Genomic DNA, 17840 nt, shown 5'->3' on the forward strand with positions numbered 1-17840 from the left:
TTTCGACAACATCGTCACCTATGGTATAATAAGGGCTATTATCAACATGAGATATTTGAGAAATCCATTTAAGGAAGCGGGGGATGGCTGTGCTGCTTTCACAAATTCATGAGCCTGCCGATCTGAAGAATTTGTCCCTGGAGCAATTGGAGCCGCTTGCTGCCGAGATACGTCAGTTTCTGATTGAGAAACTATCGGTAACCGGCGGACATTTGGCTTCTAATTTGGGTGTGGTGGAATTGACGATTGCCCTGCACTATTGCTATAACAGTCCGCAGGACAAATTTATTTTTGACGTGGGCCATCAGGCATATGTACATAAAATACTGACCGGCCGGATGGACCAATTTGACTCGCTACGCAAGCACGGAGGATTATGTGGCTTCGTGAAGAGGAACGAAAGCGAGCATGACGTATGGGAAGCCGGGCATAGCAGTACATCGCTCTCCGCGGCAATGGGGATGGCGCTGGCCAGAGATCTCAAAGGCGAATCCCATCGGGTGGTTGCTATGATTGGCGACGGTGCTCTGACTGGAGGGATGGCCTTTGAAGCCCTGAATCATATTGGGCATGAGAAGAAGGATCTGATGGTTATCCTCAATGATAATGAAATGTCTATTGCCCCTAACGTGGGAGCTATGCATAATTATTTGACCAAAATTCGTTCGGATCGTAATTATCTACGAGCCAAAGACGAAGTTGAACAATTGCTTAAGCGAATTCCGGCCATCGGGGGCAAGGTTGCCAAAACGGTGGAGCGGGTGAAGGATAGCCTGAAGTATTTGATGGTTTCGGGTGTGCTGTTCGAAGAGCTCGGATTTAAATATTTGGGACCTGTTGATGGTCATGATCTGCCTGGCTTGATTGAATCATTCAAGCAAGCGAACAACGTTAGTGGCCCCGTTCTGGTTCATGTGCTCACGACCAAGGGCAAAGGGTATCAGCCAGCGGAGAACGATTCACATAAGTGGCATGGTATTCCGCCTTATAAGATTGAATCGGGTCAGGTGCTTAAGGCTGTAGGTAATCCAATGTACACCGAGGTGTTCGGGCAAACGCTCATCAGCCTGGCTGAGCAGGATGAACGAATTGTGGCGGTAACGCCAGCCATGCCGGGTGGTTCGGGTCTTGTGCCCTTTGCGGAACGCTTCCCTGACCGCATGATTGATGTGGGCATTGCCGAACAGCATGCGGCCACAATGTGTGCGGCGATGGCAATGGAAGGAATGAAGCCGGTTTACGCGGTGTATTCCACCTTCATGCAGCGGGCATACGATCAGATTGTGCATGATATTTGCCGTCATAATGCCAATGTGATGTTTGCCATTGATCGGGCTGGATTTGTTGGCGCGGATGGTGAAACGCATCAAGGTGTTTATGATGTCGCGTTCATGCGTCATATCCCAAATATGGTGATGATGATGCCTAAGGACGAAAATGAACTGCGTCATATGATGAAGACGGCGCTTGAATATAACGAGGGTCCGATTGCATATCGATATCCACGTATCAACGTGCCTGGTGTTCCTTTGGATGAAGAATTAGTGCCGATTCCCATTGGGACCTGGGAAATGCTGCGTGAAGGAGAAAGCCTGACGCTGATCGCTGTAGGCCCTATGGTGCAAGTGGCTGAGGAAGCGGCAGAACTTCTGAAACGTGAAGGAATTTCAGCTTCTGTAGTCAACGCTAGATTCTTGAAGCCGCTGGATGGTGAGATGTTGGCAAAACTGGCGCAAATGGGTGGCAAGATGGTTGTGCTTGAGGAAGCCTCGCAGGCTGGAAGCTTGGGTAGTGCGATTCTGGAGCATTACGCTGACCAAGGAATTACTGGGATGGATATTACCCTGATGGGTGTACCGGATCGTTTTATCGAACACGGTAGTATTAAGGATCAGCTTGCAGAAGTGGGATTGACGGCAGAGGGTGTAGTGGAAGAAGTCCAGAAATTTCGTGCCAAGCAGCATTTGGCATATGGCAAGAAGGTAAACCCTTATTAAGTGAGGCAGACGGGAGATTGGCATGTCGGTATCCAAGGAACGACTAGACGTCCTGCTGGTGGAGCAGGGATTTTTTGAGAGCAGAGAGAAGGCCAAGGCTGCGATTATGGCCGGATTGGTATTTGGCGGACAGGAACGGCTGGAGAAGGCGGGGACCAAAATTTCTCGTGATACAGTGCTGTCGGTCAAAGGAGCAGTACATCCATACGTAAGCCGCGGAGGACTGAAGCTGGAGAAGGCCTTAAAGCGTTTTGACATCAAGCTTGGGGGCAGAACAATGCTGGATATCGGTTCCTCAACCGGTGGATTTACGGATTGCGCTTTGCAGCACGGAGCAAGCTATGTATACGCTATTGACGTTGGCTACAATCAACTTGACTGGTCGCTTCGTAACGATGAACGAGTCAATGTGAAGGAGCGGACTAATTTCCGCTATATGACACCGGAGGATCTGGACGGTCCTGTGCCTGATTTTGCGAGCATTGACGTATCCTTTATCTCGCTCAAAATTATTTTGCCACCCCTGCTAACATTGCTCAAGCGACCGGCGGATATCGCGGCGCTCATTAAGCCGCAATTCGAGGCAGGGCGAGAGAAAGTGGGCAAGTCCGGGGTGGTTCGTGATCCGAAGGTGCATCTGGAGGTATTGAACACAGTCCTTGGTTTTGCGGTGGAACATGGATTCAAAGTTGCAGGCTTGACGTTCTCACCTATCACCGGGGGCGAAGGCAATATTGAATTTCTGGCGCACCTTAGGCTGGAGGACGATACTTCAAATGAGGAAGCCGTGAATACAGGGCAACAGGCGAGTATACACGATATGGCTGCGGCAATTGTACGGGAAGCAGCGGATACCTTTACGGGAGGCTCATCAAAATGATGGGTCTTTTTTTGCCATATAGTATCTTGAAAAACGAACATAAGTTCCCTATAATATAGAAAAATGGCTGTTTATGTCTGTTGTTCTGAGATAAATTGAATGGTAAGCAGAAGGAGCTTTCCGCAGTTGCGTCGAAATAAGGGTTGAGGTGATTGCGGTGGGTGCGAACGCAGATGGTCTTCTCATGTTGCTGATTGCGGGAATTGGATTTTATCTATTGTATCGCGGCTTTCGTGTTTGGGTCCGTAAGCCGTTTACGTTAAGATCAGGCATCGGCTTTGAAATGAACGAGGAAATTCTGGAGCATCCTGCCGTAGAACTACTTGAACAAGCGGGCTATGAGGTGGTCAGCGATAAGCTGAAGGTGCCGCTTGCTTTCCGTGTCAATCGTGAGGTTGTGCACAGTCGCTTATTCATTGACTATATTGCGGTCAAGAACGGGGAATTCTATTTGGTAAGAACTGCACGGGAGCGTTTGTCCATTGAATGGACAGGCAGCGGTGTTCGCAGGGAATTACTGCCTTATTTACTGCTGTATCCCGAGTGCGCCGGTGTTCTATACGTAGATCCGGACCAGGGAGAATTGAAGGAAATCGTCCTCACGACGGACGAAGATGAAGAAGAAACAGCCTTAAAGGGCTTATGGAGGACAGAATGAAGGGTCAACGACAAATCAAAATTCGCGAAATTATCACGTCAAGGGAAATTGAAACCCAGGATGATCTGGTGGAAGCGTTGAGGGAGACTGGATATCAGGTGACGCAGGCAACAGTGTCACGCGACATCAAGGAATTAATGCTTATTAAGGTTCCTACGGATGATGGGCGATACAAATATTCCATGCCAACAGCCCAGCGCTATAACCCGGTACAGAAGCTGCAGCGCGCTTTGGTGGATAGCTTTGTCCACATCGATTACACCGGAAATCTGGTGGTCATGAAGTGTCTGCCCGGGACTGCGAATTCCGTAGCTGTACTGCTCGATAATATGGAGTGGCCGGATTTGCTGGGAACGATCTGTGGTGATGATACGATATTGCTGATTTGCCGAAATGAGGAGTACAGTGTTTTTGTGATCGGACAGATTATGGGGTACATATCATAACGGATTCGGTATAGGGGAGGAGTGCCTCGCATGTTGGTTCATTTGTCCATTCGCAATTTAGCGGTGGTTGAAGAAGTCGAGGTTTCATTTGGTTCCGGGTTTCACGTGTTGACAGGGGAGACAGGCGCAGGCAAGTCGATTATTATCGATGCTCTGGGTTTAATTGCTGGCGGCCGTGGCTCCGCGGATCTGATTCGCTATGGTTGCGATAAGGCAGAAATGGAGGCCTCCTTCGATGTGTCTGAGACACATCCGGTATGGTCTATACTGGAGGGACTAGGCATCACCGCAGATCCGGGGGAATTACTTATCGTCCGCCGGGAGATTAGCTTGCAAGGCAAGAGTGCAGCACGTATCAACGGACAATTGGTTAACCTGTCCATGCTGCGCGAAGTTGGCGGAGGATTAATTAACTTGCACGGTCAACATGAGCATCAGACGTTGCTTCGTCCCGAGCTTCATTTGGAACTGCTTGATGCTTATGGAGCGGATTCAATTGCTCCGGTCAAAGCAGAGTACAAGGCGACCTATAATGAATTTGTACGCATTGACAAGGAATATGATGAGCTACGCAATACTAGCCAGCAAGCACTGCAAATGCTGGATTTATATCGTTTTCAGCTAAATGAAATCGTCGCTGCCGAGTTAAAGCCCGGTGAGGATGAATGGCTTTTGGAAGAAAAGGTGAAACTATCCCACAGCGAGAAGATGATGGATTCGGTATCGAGTGCGTATGATTTGCTGTATGGTCCACATGGTCTCGACGCCATAGCTAAGGTGGTCTCCCGCTTGAACGAGGTGGCTGCTTATGACAGCAAGGGGGTCGGACCCCTTCTTGAACAATTGCAATCGGCGTATTATCAACTGGAGGATGCTTCGTTCGGACTTCGGAGCTATCGTGAGCACATTGAGTTTAATCCTGAGCGGCTTGATGAAGTAGATGATCGCCTTAACCTCATCTCTACCCTGCGTCGCAAGTATGGTGATGACATTGGCGGAATTCTGGATTACTACAATAAAATACGTCAGGAAACAGATGCGCTTGAGAATAAGGATGAGCGACTGGAGCAATTGCAGGCTCAGCGTGAGAAGCTGGGCTCCAAATTGTTGAAGCAGGCCGTTAAGCTGAGTACATTGCGACGCAAGATTGCTGCTGAGCTTGCTACGCAAATTGAAGGGGAGCTTAAGGACTTGCAAATGGGCCGGACGAGCATGCAGGTCAAGCTGTCATGGACCGAGGATCGTCAAGGGCTGGAGTGGGAAGGACGGCGGGTTCGTCCTGGCAAGAATGGTATTGATACGGCTGAGTTCTTAATTTCACCCAATCCGGGGGAGCCATTGCGTCCCTTGGGCAAAATTGCTTCAGGTGGGGAGCTATCGCGGATTATGCTGGCACTCAAGAGCATTTTTGCCCGCCACGAGCAAGTTCCGGTATTAATCTTTGATGAGGTGGATACGGGGGTTAGTGGGCGGGCGGCACAAGCCATTGCTGATAAGCTGGCACGCTTGTCGACGATGTGTCAGGTGTTTGCAATTACTCACTTGCCACAGGTCGCCTGTATGGCCGATCGTCAGTATCTTATTGAGAAGATTGTGGCCGATGGTCGGACGATGACTCAGGTTGAAGCCCTTGATGAAGCAGGTCGAGTGAACGAGTTGGCTCGGATGCTCGGAGGCGTAGAAATTACGGAGAAAACGCAACATCATGCCCAAGAAATGCTCAAGCTGGCGCAGGAACAAAAGGATGGTTTATTCCGTGCGGCACAATGATTGACAGTAATAAAACACCTGACCGGGGGTATCTTATAGGTACGCAATTGGCGACCACCTTTTCGTCAAGCGAAGAAGTTAAGGGAGCGTGACAGCCATTGAACCCGAACCTCAGGAAAAGAATGCTCGGTCTTTTTCTTGCCTTCTTCTTTTGTTTTATCGGTACGTCCGCCGCTGAAGGGCGTTTGCCTGCACTGCCGGATGAATTGCGCCTGTTCCAAGGGCAGGGGACACAGATCTCTTTAGCATTACCGGTACAAGCTGAAATTAGTGTGGACCGACCTGATGTCGTTCGATTGAACGATCAGGCCAACTCTTCCATGAAAGTATCCTTAGGGAGTCCACTCAAGCTCTCGACGCTTCAGAGCGGAGAAGCCAAGCTCCGTATGAAATTATTCGGTCAAATTCCTCTCAAGACGGTTAAGGTCAATGTCATTCCCGAGTTAAAGGTGATACCCGGGGGACAGACGATTGGGGTTAAGGTGAAATCCGCTGGCATTCTTGTCGTGGGGCATCATCAGGTACTTACCGAAGCGGATAAGGTTTCTCCCGGTGAGCAAGCTGGCATTCAAGCCGGCGATTTGATCACGCATATCAATGGGGTCAAGCTCAAGGATATAAGCGATGTGGCTAATACCGCAGCCGAAGCGGGCAAAAGCAAACGTCCAATGCAGATTACCTACAAACGAGGGGATAAAGAATTCAACACCTCGTTAAGTCCAGCCTTTGACAAGCAGGATAGGGCCTGGAGATTGGGCTTATACATTCGGGACTCCGCTGCCGGAGTTGGCACACTAACGTTCTATGCGCCCGATCAGGGGGTATATGGTGCGCTTGGACACATCATCACCGATATGAACACCCAGACCCCCATTGTCGTGGGGAGTGGTCAAATTCTGCAGTCCAGTGTCACCTCAATATCGAAAAGCGAAAGCGGAGAACCTGGCGAGAAACGAGCTCATTTTTTGAAAGAGGGAAAAACATTAGGCAATATTGAGCGTAATACACATTTCGGGATATTTGGCAAGATGTCGCAAAACCCGGAGCATAGCGTCTTCCAGAAGCCTGTTCCCGTCGCATTTGCCGAGGAAGTCAAGGAAGGTCCGGCGGAAATACTTACGGTGGTGGAAGGACAACGCGTAGAGCGCTTCAAGGTTGAGATCGTCCATGTATCCAAACAACATGCTCCTGAAACTAAAGGACTTGTCCTTCGTATCACAGATCCGCGTTTAGTTGAGAAGACTGGTGGGATCGTGCAAGGGATGAGCGGCAGTCCTATCCTGCAAAACGGCAAGTTAATCGGTGCAGTCACTCATGTATTTGTTAACGACCCGCGGTCCGGGTATGGTTGCTTCATCGAATGGATGCTCCAGGATGCCGGAATACTGAAGGGTCAATCAGAATCAACTCAAAATCTTAAGGCCAGCTAAATGCTGCCTTGAGATTTTTTTATGTTTCTGGTATGGTTGGGTCTCGACATCCATGAAGAAAAATCTGTATGCATTTGTCGAAAGGCTACGAACATCATCACTTTATGTAAATAAATAATTTATTATAACTTAATACCGTAAAAAAATAAAGAAAAATAATTTTCGACAGAAGGAATTTACTTTTGCATGTCGAATCCTTATTCTTGGGAAAGAGAAGAGCTTGAACACATTTATTTATTTTGAAGGAGGAAGTAGGCAGTGCATAAAATCGAAGTGTTGTTGGCGGATGATAATCGAGAATTTACGAATTTGCTTGCGGAATACATCTCGGAGCAAGACGATATGGTCATCTCAGGAATCGCATATAACGGAGAAGAAGTGCTGGAGATGATCGATAACGCGGCCAAGGTGCCGGACGTCCTGATCCTGGACATCATCATGCCTCATCTGGATGGACTGGGAGTGCTCGAACGAATACGTGACCTCAATCTGAATCCGCAGCCTAAAATCATCATGCTGACCGCCTTCGGTCAAGAGAACATCACGCAGCGTGCCGTTCAGCTTGGCGCTTCTTACTACATTTTAAAACCTTTTGACATGGAGGTTCTAGCCAATCGGATTCGCCAGCTTGTAGGCGTGCAAAGCCTGACGAGCGGTGGGGCATCAGCCTCATTCGTGAAATCCAACGTAGTTCCGCTCGGCAAAGGAAAAAATTTGGACGCAAACATTACATCGATTATTCATGAAATCGGCGTTCCTGCGCATATTAAAGGATATCAATATCTGCGCGAAGCCATTACGATGGTGTACAACAACATTGAGATTCTTGGGGCTATAACTAAAACGCTGTATCCTGCAATTGCCGAAAAATTCAAGACTACGCCTTCCCGTGTCGAACGCGCGATCCGTCATGCTATTGAAGTCGCATGGACGCGTGGCAACATCGACAGCATCAGCCATTTATTCGGTTATACCATCAACATCAGCAAGTCGAAGCCAACCAACAGCGAATTTATTGCCATGGTTGCCGACAAGCTTAGAATTGAGCATAAAGTTTCTTGAAAGGATGAGGAATAGGGTTGGGCTAATCGCCTTACTCTATGCCTCTAAATATCTACAGTAAATATGGATAGATTTTGCTCCTTTATTTGGTTAGGCTACATAACCAGTAAAGGAGCATTTTCTATGACTGATTTTGAATTTCAAATTAATCAATTTGTGAAAAACAGCAAATATCTAAAAATAAACTACACGGCTTCGTTAGCACATTTCTGTCCTTTCCATGTCCTTTTACCGACCGCAATTAGGCCGATGAATGCCCCCAAGCTTCTTATAGAATGAACGTAGCAGGACAGGAACTTGCTGCGAATTATAAAGAGCGGAGGTATTTATTCATGGCAAAAACAGATTGGACATTAACGGACACAGTAGAGCCGGAGGATATTAATGATATTGGACAGGAAATTAATCAGCTACAAGAGGAAATTAGGGATCGTCTAGATACCGCTGATACATCCCCGATTACTTTGCAGCCGGGCTTACAGGTTATTCAGGCGGAGCGGGATGCGCGGTTTAAGTTGGGGCAGATCGAGGGGAAAACGGAAATCAACGGTCAGGGCCGTACAGGATTAATTGGAGTGGAGTCTCCTTATGTAATTAATACATCAGGTAATCTGCTGCCGCCGTTTTATGAGTGGAGTACTGGCTATCCACAGTCCTACAGGATTCAGGAACCATACACCATTGTTCAGATAAATCCGGAACTCCCGTTTATATCCAGATATTATACAGTGCCTGTTCCGCAAGGAGGTCAAACTTACACGTGGTCATTTATTGCTGAAGAATTGGGGGCGTATGGCGCGGGTTGGGGAGTTCCTAAAGATGGAACAGATCCGGTGTTGATATTTGCAGGTATAGGACAAGGGAGTTCGGGGTATGTAGCTTACACATTCACCGTCCCAGATGAGTATAAAGAAATTCAGTTAGGATTTCTTAATGATGAGGTTGGCGGTACGTTTACCTTTAAAAACCCGATGCTTACCAGCGGCCCCGACCCACAGCCATTCGCGCCACAACGGAAGTCCATGCTTGCCTTTGATACGGTGTTACACTCTAACCCAGCGGACGGAACCGAACCGGATATACTGTTTGAAAAAAACGGAGAGTACCAGAAGCTGGCTAAATGGAAGAAGGTTGTATTGGATGGGACGCTAAATTGGTTGTTTGGCTCACGTTTTAGCGGGTATAAGACAGTCCGTGTCATATCCTTAGCCGCAGATTCGAAGACGACTCTTCCTGATGTTACTAAATACACGGGCACTCGATTACTTAAAACTACTAATCAGCCCGATTGTAGCTGGATCGATTTGTCAAACGGAGCATTATACCTTGGTATTTCGAGCATAGACAGCGGATGGGGAGACGACTACACACCTACTAAAGACGAAATTAAAGCTTATTTCAACGGGTGGAAGATGTACGATGGATCAGAGGGCGCGGATTCCATATACAACGGCACGGGGCCAAAATGGTGGGCCTATAGAGTAAACGGGGTATTTATGGAAGGTACAAACGTCTTGCCAACTACGAAATCGCCCGTTTGGACTCCGTACAATCTGCTATACCGCCTAGCCAAAGAAACCATTGAACCCGTAGTAACAGAAGGTTCCTTGCTACTGTCCAAAGGTGATAACATGGTAGAAGTAGGTACTGGGATTGTACTGAGGGAGAGTGTCAAGCCTCAGGAGAGTCCAAATTACTATAATGTAAACGCCTCATCCTTGCCACAAGGAAAACTGAACAAAGCGGTGTGGCGATATCTGGACGTCTATAAATCAAATCAAAAAGAGAAGTGGGAATTTGTCTCAGAGAATTATAACGGAATCGGTTTTGTCCGTTTGCCCATCGCTCTATACAACCCGTCCGAATCCTATAGCGTCACCTACATTAAGCTTGATAAATCACCAATCCAACCAATTACAGGCACATTGTCCGTAAATGAGAAAGCGCAGATTAGCGACTTGACCGCAGGTGTGACAGAGGCATTACAGCGGGTAAGCGTGGTAGAGCAGAAGAAAAAGGAGAAAGATGTTTCTTCTCCTGAATGGATTACGCCGACGCTACTGAATGGATGGGTATCACATTCAGCGAATTTTCCCAAAGCTCAATATTATAAAGATTCTAACGGAGTTGTCCATGTAAGGGGCTTTATTAAGGATGGGACAACATCAGGTGTATTGTTTGTTTTGCCTAATGGCTATCGACCTGATTTGTGGCTAGCCCAGCCAGTTATATCGTATGACGGGACAAATGTTGCGCCGGGTACGGTCAACATAAAATCCAATGGTGAGATACAGATCGCCGTTAATGTTAAAAATACCTGGCTTAGCCTTGAAGGCATCTCATTCCTCGCCGAACAATAAGGAGGCATCACATAAAAACCATACCTAAAAAGTAAATAAAAAAGGCTTTTACATGTAAGATTAACTAGTGGACGATATCCTTTGTGGTGTCGTTTTTTTATACTGATGTATCGAAGTCGGTGTTTTACTGAAGGTCTACTTTGGGTTATTCCAGTACGGGTATATAGATTAAATCTAGCTTAGTCGAAATGCTGAATAAAACCAACTAAATAAACTCAGATACCTTGTTTAATTTGACAAGCACACTTTCTAAGGTTGTCCTATTTGTTTATGGAGTGAAAAAATTGATAATATACTTGAGGATAAAAGCCCAATTATACAAATCAACAATTCTGTAGAATTTAAATTGGGAGATACCGTCCAAGATGTCGACGAATAACCTTCATCCCCTCTTGCAGAGTGGACTTGAAGGTTATTTTGCCAATCCAGAGTCTTTGCTCATTAGATTTAAGTCTTAAGCTCAACCTTCACGCTGCAACAAGCCCACCAATTCTTCCAGCAGCTCACGCTGTTCGGGGTGGTGGGTCATGAGGGTCTTGAACAGAGGGATGGCCTCACATAGCAATATGTAGCTGAAATAATAATAGCTCAGAAAGGCCTGGGAATCGTACCCTCTCGGCTCATCCTTTTCCCATTCCCATTCACTTTCCTCTTCGTCCAGTGGCCATAAATAACGTTCATTAAGCAACTCGTCTAGGGAAGTGACGGCCCGTTCAGGATTCATTTCTTTCAGAGGAATTACAGATGCTACGGCTTTATATAAGTGCAATTCTTCCATGCTCAATTGTTCCGAGGGTTGCTCGGCCAGCCTGTTCAGAAGGATAAGCAATACCCATGGGGTCACTTGCCATAAGGTGCTCTGGTGCTCGATGAGGTTTGTTAATCGGTGATATTGCTTCGCCTCAATCAAGGCAGGGATTTCTGTTCCTTTACCGTAGGCGGTCGTCAGACGATGCCATGGGATATTGTCTATGCTCATGCTGGATGTCATGCTCTGGACCTCCTTGTGTGTGGGCTTTTCCCGAATATAGACCTATTTTATAGCGTGGGTCCAAGCTTGACAATCCTGGATCACAAGATTATTCTTTGCATGAGCATGTAATCATATTGACTGTTGATATATTGGAAAGGGGAACCCTTGGTGAAGAAAGAGGTCCATCATTTGTTAAATCCGGACATTTTGGAGCAGGTTTCAACCATCTTCAAAACGTTGTCCGATCCAACCCGGATCAGAATCCTTCATTTGCTTTCAGAAGAGGAATGCTCCGTGACTCATATCTCGGAAGTGTTAGGGTTATCACAATCCGCAGTTTCGCATCAATTAAGCCTGCTGCGTAACTTAAGGCTGGTGAAATTTCGCAGAGAAGCTAATACGGTATATTATAGCTGTGACGATGAGCATGTCATTTCGTTGCTGACCCAAGCCGTTGAGCATGCGGCATGCAAGCATTAGAATGTTGAGAGAGGAAATGAATAGCATGACGAACGAGTTTGACTTGTCTGCGTACCGCGATAAGCTGGAGCAGGCGACACTAGGGGATAATGATCAGCAATGGGTTCAGGAACTTTTAGAGCGTCTTGAACAGGTAACGGCGGAGAATCTTAGGCTGCGAAAGGCGTTGCTGCGCGTGTCAGGACAGAGCGGAACACGGATGTCAACCAAGCTGAAGGATGCATTATACGAATAAAACAGAAAAACCTCTTCCGCCGAATGCTTGGGGCAAGAGGTTTATTTATTTACATGTATTTAAGTTCAAGTATGTTCAAATTTAAGACTCCGGGGAATTTTCCTCCACCGCGCCTTGCTTATCGCGAAATCGGGGTCCTAAATAATTGCGCTTGCGGTCACGGAAGAAGATCCAGCCTCCTAGGAAACCGGCACCAGCAACAAACAGGACGAAGCCCAGTCCAAATTCCAGCCAATCAAAGGTGACACGGCTGAGAGCATCGTTGCCGTGGTCGGACATATAGTCGAACAAGGCGTCCTTCATCTTCAAAAAACCCGTCATTGCTGCAATACCGGGTAGAACCAGGATGAGGATAGCAATGAATCTTGATAGTTTTAGCTTCATAAGAGAATCGTCCTTTCTACCCGTAAGCTTAGATTGAGATGACGGCTAGAAATATCATACCTATTTCACCCAGGAATGTCCATGGCTGGTTCGGCTTTTGAAATCATAGAGAAACAGGTTAAAATAAGAATGTACTTCATAGTAAGAACTCATAAATGAATAATCATAATTTAGCATATTGATAGATGGGTGGAGATGGTTAAATGACAATTACATGTGATGTAGCAGTATTAGGCGGAGGCACCGGAGGATACATAGCGGCGATTCGTGCGGCGCAGTTGGGGAAAGAAGTCGTTATCATTGAGCAGGACAAGCTGGGAGGTACCTGTCTGCATCGGGGCTGTATTCCAAGCAAGGCTCTACTGCGGAGCGCCGAATTGTATGCCCAAATGAAGGATAGCGTTAGCTTTGGTATTGAAGCGGGAGAAGTGACCTTGGTATTCCCGAAGGTTCAGGAGCGGAAGCAAGGGATCGTGGATCAACTTCATAAAGGGGTACAATATTTGATGCGTAAGCATCAGATTCGTATCATCGAAGGGAAGGGACGAGTGATTGGTCCCTCCATCTTCTCACCCAAGAGTGGTGCGGTAGCTGTTGAATTAGCAGATGGCGAAATGGAAACCGTTGTCCCGACGAATCTGATTATTGCGACTGGCTCAAGACCGCGCACATTGCCGGGCTTAACGCCAGATGGTATTCATGTTCTCAGTAGTGACGAAGCTTTGCAACTGGAGGAGTTACCCGGCTCCATCCTAATTATCGGGGGCGGGGTCATCGGTGTGGAGTGGGCTTCACTGCTAAGCGACTTCGGTGTGGAGGTGACACTGGTAGAGGCAGCGGATCAACTCCTTCCAGCAGAGGACAAGGACGTGGCGCGTGAATTACAGAAGCAGTTACAGCGTCGAGGCGTTAAGGTAATCACAGGTGTGTCCGTAGAACCTGAGACGTACGAGGTCAAGGAAGGGCGTGTACATATCTCTGCCCGCCAAGGGGGAGAAAGGTTGGAGCTATCCGGTGACAAGCTGTTAGTTTCCGTGGGGCGTCAGGCCAACGTGGAGAACATTGGTTTGGAGAATACGGATGTAGGTTTAGAGCGTGGTTTCATTCGGGTAAATGAGCATATGCAGACGACCGAACCGCATATTTATGCCATTGGAGATTGTATCGGTGGGTTGCAGCTTGCTCATGCGGCCAGTCATGAAGGGCTGACGGCAGTGAATCATTTGGCCGGGGAGACGGCTTATGCTTATCAAGAGAGCCAGGTGCCACGTTGTGTATATACACGACCGGAGGTAGCTTCAGTGGGCATCACAGCCAAGGAGGCCGAGGCTAAGGGACTGGAGATCAACATCGGTAAAGTCCCGTTCTCCGCGATTGGCAAGGCATTGGTTCACGGGGAAACGGACGGCTTCGTCAAGATAGTAGCCGATGCCCGTACGAACGATATTTTAGGCGTGCAAATTATTGGTCCCCATGCTACGGAATTGATCGGTCAGGCTGCGTTGGCACAGCTTCTCGATGCTACACCTTGGGAGATTGGACAAGCGATATTTGCCCATCCGACCTTGGCGGAAATTATCGGTGAGGCGGCTTTGGCTGTAGACGGGCAGTCTTTAAATACTTGATTCTGGAGTTAACGTTTTCCTTTTCGCACAAAAGCGGTTATAATAAACTTATTCCAAGTCTTAGTACCTGGTTTTAAGATTAGGTGAGAAATACCCAATTAAAGGAGGTAACTCCCATGAATGCGAAAAGTTCAATTCAAACAAAATCAAAGCACGAGCAACTCGGTTTATCGAATGCTGAAGTGGTTGAGATGTACAAATATATGGTGATTGCGCGCAAATTCGATGAGCGCAATATGCTCTTGCAGCGAGCGGGGAAGATCAACTTCCACGTCTCCGGCATCGGTCAGGAGACGGCACAGGTGGCAGCCGCCTTTGCTTTGGATCGAGAGCGGGATTATTTCCTCCCGTACTATCGCGATTATGGCTTTGTCCTGGCGGCGGGGATGTCACTGACAGAGTTAATGTTATCGGCCTTTGCCAAGGCGGATGATCCTAATAGCGGTGGCCGACAAATGCCAGGACATTTCGGAAGCAAGCGCCTGCGTATCGTAACGGGGTCAAGTCCGGTGACGACGCAGGTTCCCCATGCGGTTGGGATCGCACTTGCCGCCAAGATGAAGAAGCAGGATATCGTTTCGTTCGTTACCTTTGGCGAAGGTTCCAGCAACCAGGGAGATTTCCACGAAGGACTTAATTTTGCCGGGGTGCAGAAGTTGCCGGTGATTTTTATGTGTGAAAATAACCAGTATGCCATCTCCGTTCCCGTCAAGAAGCAATTAGGGGGACGTGTGTGTGACCGTGCGCAAGGTTATGGCTTCCCAGGCATTCGCGTAGACGGTAATGATGCTCTTGAAGTCTACCGGGTAGTGAAGGAAGCGCGGGAGCGGGCTTTACGTGGAGAAGGGCCAACTTTGGTTGAAGCGATGATGTACCGTTTGTCCCCGCATTCCACATCCGACAACGATCTGGCTTACCGGACCAAGGAAGAGGTTGACGAGAACTGGAAGAAGGACGGCATTCCGAAGCTGAAGGCTTATCTGGTGGAAGCCGGCTTGTGGAGCGAAGAGCAGAATGAAGCCTTGTTCAAGGAGATCAACCAGCAGTTGAAAGAAGCGGTGGAAGCGGCTGACAATGCGCCGTTCCCTAAGCCGGAAGATACGTTGTTGCATGTGTATGCCAGCGAAGGGGAGGGGCAATAATCATGCCGGTTATGGAATATATCGACGCGATTCGCCTGGCCATGAAGGAAGAGATGGAGCGGGACGAAAATGTGTTTGTATTAGGTGAAGATGTCGGGCTCAAGGGTGGCGTATTTACAACGACAAAGGGCCTGCAGGAGCAATTCGGAGAAGCGCGAGTCATCGATACGCCTTTGGCCGAGTCAGCCATTGCCGGAGTAGCCATCGGCGCCGCAATGTATGGACTGAAGCCGATTGCTGAGATGCAGTATTCGGATTTCATGCTGCCAGCGACGAACCAAATTATCAGCGAAGCAGCCAAGATCCGCTATCGCTCCAATAATGATTGGCAATGCCCGGTTGTAGTTCGTGCTCCGATTGGTGGTGGAATATTTGGCGGACTGTATCATTCACAATGTCCGGAGTCCATCTTCTTCGGAACACCGGGGCTCAAGATTGTGGCTCCTTATTCGGCTTATGATGCCAAGGGCTTGTTGAAGGCGGCAATTCGTGATCCCGATCCCGTACTTTTCTTCGAGAACAAGAAATGCTACAAGTTAATCAAAGAGGATGTTCCAGACGACGATTATGTGGTACCCATTGGTAAGGCAAAGGTACTGCGCGAAGGCTCTGATATTACGGTAATCAGCTACAGCCTGCCACTGCATTTTGCTATGCAAGCCGCTGAGGAGCTGGCGTCAGAACAAGGCGTAAGCGCACATATTCTTGATCTTCGCACCTTGCAGCCGTTAGACCGCGAAGCTATTGTAGAGGCGGCTCGTAAAACAGGGAAGGTGCTTATTATCCATGAGGATAACAAGACCGGGGGCATTGGTGCCGAAGTGTCGGCGATCGTGTCCGAAGAGTGCTTGTTTGAACTGGATGCGCCAATTCAGCGTCTTTGTGGTCCTGATGTACCCGCGATGCCGATCAGCCCGCCGATGGAAAAATTCTTTATGCTTAGCAAAGACAAGGTCAAGGAAGCCATGCTTCAATTGGCGCTTTATTAATTAGGGAGTGAGCCATAATATGCCATCCAATAAAACGTTAACCGATGTTGTCATGCCACAACTTGCTGAATCACTCGTGTCGGCTACCATTGGGAAATGGTTAAAACAACCGGGCGATCCGGTGGAGCAATATGAGCCAATCTGCGAAGTCATTACCGATAAAGTGAACGCCGAAATTCCTTCAACGCTGGATGGAGTAATGGGCGAACTGTTGGCCAAGGAAGGCGAAGAGGTGCAGGTAGGTGTGATTATCTGCCGTATTGAAACGTCTTCAGTATCGTCGGCCGCTGGTGAATCGAACACTGAAGTGACTGCTTCTGTCAGTAGCACCACTCAGGCTCCTGTGGTACAAGCATCGGAGCCAGAAGGCGCGCAGCGTAGTCGTTATTCACCGGCTGTCCAAACGCTGGCTGCCCAGCATGGATTGGACCTGCGCCAAGTTCCCGGTACTGGCTTGGGAGGACGGGTGACTCGGAAGGATGTGCTGACGTTTATAGAGCAGGGAGGTCAGGCCAGCACAGGAACTGTGGCGGTCGCTTCTAGTTCAGCGCCTACGCCTGTGCAACCGAATGTCGCACCTATGGCAGCCGTATCGGCAGCCTCATCGGAACCCGTACGCAACTCCGGTCTCCATCTGACGGAAAGTCCATCGATTCCAACGATTGAAGTTGAGCATGGAGACCGATCTGAGTATTTTATAGATGTAACCCCTATTCGCAACACGATTGCCACACGGATGCGTCAGAGTGTCTCTGAGATACCGCATGGCTGGATGATGATTGAGGTGGATGTGACCAATCTGGTTCAACTGCGCAATAAGATTAAGCAGGAGTTCAAGCAAAAGGAAGGCGTGAACCTGACTTATCTGGCCTTTCTTATGAAAGCGGTCGTCGGTGCAATCAAGGATTATCCGATTATGAATTCCGTCTGGGCGGTAGATAAAATTATCGTCAAGCGTGATATTAATATCTCACTTGCTGTGGGTACGGAGGACTCTGTACTGACCCCGGTGATCAAGAAGGCCGACCAGAAGAACATTGCCGGACTCGCTCGGGAGATTGAGGAGTTGGCGAGTAAGGTTCGTGCAGGCAAGCTGAAACTGGATGATATGCAAGGCGGGACATTTACGGTGAACAACACGGGTTCCTTCGGTTCCATCCTGACACAACCGATTATCAATTATCCGCAAGCGGCCATATTGACCTTTGAATCCATTGTGAAACGGCCAGTAGTCATTAACGATATGATTGCAGTCCGTTCTATGGCTAACCTCTGTCTCTCACTGGATCATCGGATTCTGGACGGAGTCATTTGTGGACGCTTCATGCAGCGAGTTAAGGAAAACATGGAAAGCTATTCACTCGATACCCAAGTCTATTAAATTTGGCATGGCGAGGGCGAGAGCCTGC

General features: G+C 48.1%; 16 protein-coding genes. 14 read left to right on the forward strand and 2 right to left on the reverse strand.

Features of this window, described 5'->3' with window-relative positions; genetic code table 11:
• Window positions 1–83: 83 nt before the first annotated feature.
• From dxs to AC1VOR_RS09155, 8 genes are all read left to right on the forward strand, one after another.
• Complete coding sequence (dxs, locus tag AC1VOR_RS09120) at window positions 84–1997, forward strand: 1-deoxy-D-xylulose-5-phosphate synthase (protein WP_482617315.1); 1914 nt, start codon at window positions 84–86, stop codon at window positions 1995–1997.
• Window positions 1998–2019: 22 nt separating this feature from the next.
• Window positions 2020–2877 carry a TlyA family RNA methyltransferase gene (locus AC1VOR_RS09125; protein WP_482617316.1) on the forward strand — a complete coding sequence of 286 codons (858 nt, stop codon included), beginning with the start codon at window positions 2020–2022 and terminating at the stop codon, window positions 2875–2877.
• Between the two features lie 157 nt (window positions 2878–3034).
• Window positions 3035–3535 (forward strand): hypothetical protein, encoded by a 501-nt coding sequence (locus tag AC1VOR_RS09130; protein ID WP_482617317.1) that lies wholly within the window; start codon window positions 3035–3037, stop codon window positions 3533–3535.
• Window positions 3532–3981: a transcriptional regulator AhrC/ArgR gene (ahrC, locus tag AC1VOR_RS09135; RefSeq protein WP_482617318.1), complete on the forward strand. Its 450-nt coding sequence runs from the start codon at window positions 3532–3534 to the stop codon at window positions 3979–3981. The genes AC1VOR_RS09130 and ahrC overlap by 4 nt, the downstream gene beginning before the upstream one ends.
• 30 nt (window positions 3982–4011) lie before the next feature.
• Complete coding sequence (gene recN, locus AC1VOR_RS09140) at window positions 4012–5751, forward strand: DNA repair protein RecN (protein WP_482617319.1); 1740 nt, start codon at window positions 4012–4014, stop codon at window positions 5749–5751.
• A gap of 98 nt (window positions 5752–5849) precedes the next feature.
• Window positions 5850–7181 carry a SpoIVB peptidase gene (gene spoIVB, locus AC1VOR_RS09145; protein ID WP_482617320.1) on the forward strand — a complete coding sequence of 444 codons (1332 nt, stop codon included), beginning with the start codon at window positions 5850–5852 and terminating at the stop codon, window positions 7179–7181.
• A 258-nt stretch (window positions 7182–7439) separates the two neighbouring features.
• Entirely contained in the window at window positions 7440–8243 is an 804-nt protein-coding gene (gene spo0A, locus AC1VOR_RS09150; protein WP_482617321.1) for a sporulation transcription factor Spo0A, read from the forward strand.
• A gap of 332 nt (window positions 8244–8575) precedes the next feature.
• Window positions 8576–10603, forward strand: a complete 2028-nt coding sequence (locus AC1VOR_RS09155) for a hypothetical protein (RefSeq protein WP_482617322.1) — start codon at window positions 8576–8578, stop codon at window positions 10601–10603.
• Window positions 10604–11063: 460 nt separating this feature from the next.
• Here AC1VOR_RS09155 and AC1VOR_RS09160 read toward each other — a convergent pair whose 3' ends face one another.
• Complete coding sequence (locus AC1VOR_RS09160) at window positions 11064–11594, reverse strand: hypothetical protein (RefSeq protein ID WP_482617323.1); 531 nt, start codon at window positions 11592–11594, stop codon at window positions 11064–11066.
• 150 nt (window positions 11595–11744) lie between these two features.
• Here AC1VOR_RS09160 and AC1VOR_RS09165 point away from each other — a divergent pair, with 150 nt between their 5' ends.
• Window positions 11745–12056 (forward strand): ArsR/SmtB family transcription factor, encoded by a 312-nt coding sequence (locus tag AC1VOR_RS09165; RefSeq protein ID WP_482617324.1) that lies wholly within the window; start codon window positions 11745–11747, stop codon window positions 12054–12056.
• Window positions 12057–12081: 25 nt separating this feature from the next.
• Complete coding sequence (locus AC1VOR_RS09170) at window positions 12082–12291, forward strand: hypothetical protein (RefSeq protein WP_482617325.1); 210 nt, start codon at window positions 12082–12084, stop codon at window positions 12289–12291.
• 81 nt (window positions 12292–12372) lie between these two features.
• Here AC1VOR_RS09170 and AC1VOR_RS09175 read toward each other — a convergent pair whose 3' ends face one another.
• On the reverse strand, window positions 12373–12675 hold the full coding sequence (locus tag AC1VOR_RS09175) for a DUF2627 domain-containing protein (RefSeq protein WP_482617326.1): 303 nt from the start codon (window positions 12673–12675) through the stop codon (window positions 12373–12375).
• A gap of 203 nt (window positions 12676–12878) precedes the next feature.
• Here AC1VOR_RS09175 and lpdA point away from each other — a divergent pair, with 203 nt between their 5' ends.
• From lpdA to AC1VOR_RS09195, 4 genes are all read left to right on the forward strand, one after another.
• Complete coding sequence (lpdA, locus tag AC1VOR_RS09180; protein ID WP_482617327.1) at window positions 12879–14300, forward strand: dihydrolipoyl dehydrogenase; 1422 nt, start codon at window positions 12879–12881, stop codon at window positions 14298–14300.
• Window positions 14301–14416: 116 nt separating this feature from the next.
• A complete protein-coding gene (locus tag AC1VOR_RS09185; protein WP_482617328.1) occupies window positions 14417–15442 on the forward strand; it encodes a thiamine pyrophosphate-dependent dehydrogenase E1 component subunit alpha in 1026 nt (341 codons plus the stop codon).
• A gap of 2 nt (window positions 15443–15444) precedes the next feature.
• The gene (locus tag AC1VOR_RS09190; RefSeq protein ID WP_482617329.1) at window positions 15445–16431 is read left to right on the forward strand and encodes an alpha-ketoacid dehydrogenase subunit beta; all 987 of its coding nucleotides are present in this window, start codon (window positions 15445–15447) and stop codon (window positions 16429–16431) included.
• Between the two features lie 19 nt (window positions 16432–16450).
• Window positions 16451–17812 (forward strand): dihydrolipoamide acetyltransferase family protein, encoded by a 1362-nt coding sequence (locus AC1VOR_RS09195; RefSeq protein ID WP_482617330.1) that lies wholly within the window; start codon window positions 16451–16453, stop codon window positions 17810–17812.
• Window positions 17813–17840: the final 28 nt, after the last annotated feature.

Source organism: Paenibacillus sp. 1SOY10 (assembly GCF_056836745.1).

Excerpts from the sequence above, each read along its gene's own strand:
- dxs (WP_482617315.1), top strand. The coding sequence starts at position 84 with ATGGCTGTGCTGCTTTCACAAATTCATGAGCCTGCCGATCTGAAGAAT.
- AC1VOR_RS09125 (WP_482617316.1), top strand. The coding sequence starts at position 2,020 with ATGTCGGTATCCAAGGAACGACTAGACGTCCTGCTGGTGGAGCAGGGA.
- ahrC (WP_482617318.1), top strand. The coding sequence starts at position 3,532 with ATGAAGGGTCAACGACAAATCAAAATTCGCGAAATTATCACGTCAAGG.
- recN (WP_482617319.1), top strand. The coding sequence starts at position 4,012 with ATGTTGGTTCATTTGTCCATTCGCAATTTAGCGGTGGTTGAAGAAGTC.
- AC1VOR_RS09155 (WP_482617322.1), top strand. The coding sequence starts at position 8,576 with ATGGCAAAAACAGATTGGACATTAACGGACACAGTAGAGCCGGAGGAT.
- AC1VOR_RS09160 (WP_482617323.1), bottom strand. The coding sequence starts at position 11,594 with ATGACATCCAGCATGAGCATAGACAATATCCCATGGCATCGTCTGACG.
- AC1VOR_RS09170 (WP_482617325.1), top strand. The coding sequence starts at position 12,082 with ATGACGAACGAGTTTGACTTGTCTGCGTACCGCGATAAGCTGGAGCAG.
- AC1VOR_RS09175 (WP_482617326.1), bottom strand. The coding sequence starts at position 12,675 with ATGAAGCTAAAACTATCAAGATTCATTGCTATCCTCATCCTGGTTCTA.
- lpdA (WP_482617327.1), top strand. The coding sequence starts at position 12,879 with ATGACAATTACATGTGATGTAGCAGTATTAGGCGGAGGCACCGGAGGA.
- AC1VOR_RS09185 (WP_482617328.1), top strand. The coding sequence starts at position 14,417 with ATGAATGCGAAAAGTTCAATTCAAACAAAATCAAAGCACGAGCAACTC.
- AC1VOR_RS09190 (WP_482617329.1), top strand. The coding sequence starts at position 15,445 with ATGCCGGTTATGGAATATATCGACGCGATTCGCCTGGCCATGAAGGAA.
- AC1VOR_RS09195 (WP_482617330.1), top strand. The coding sequence starts at position 16,451 with ATGCCATCCAATAAAACGTTAACCGATGTTGTCATGCCACAACTTGCT.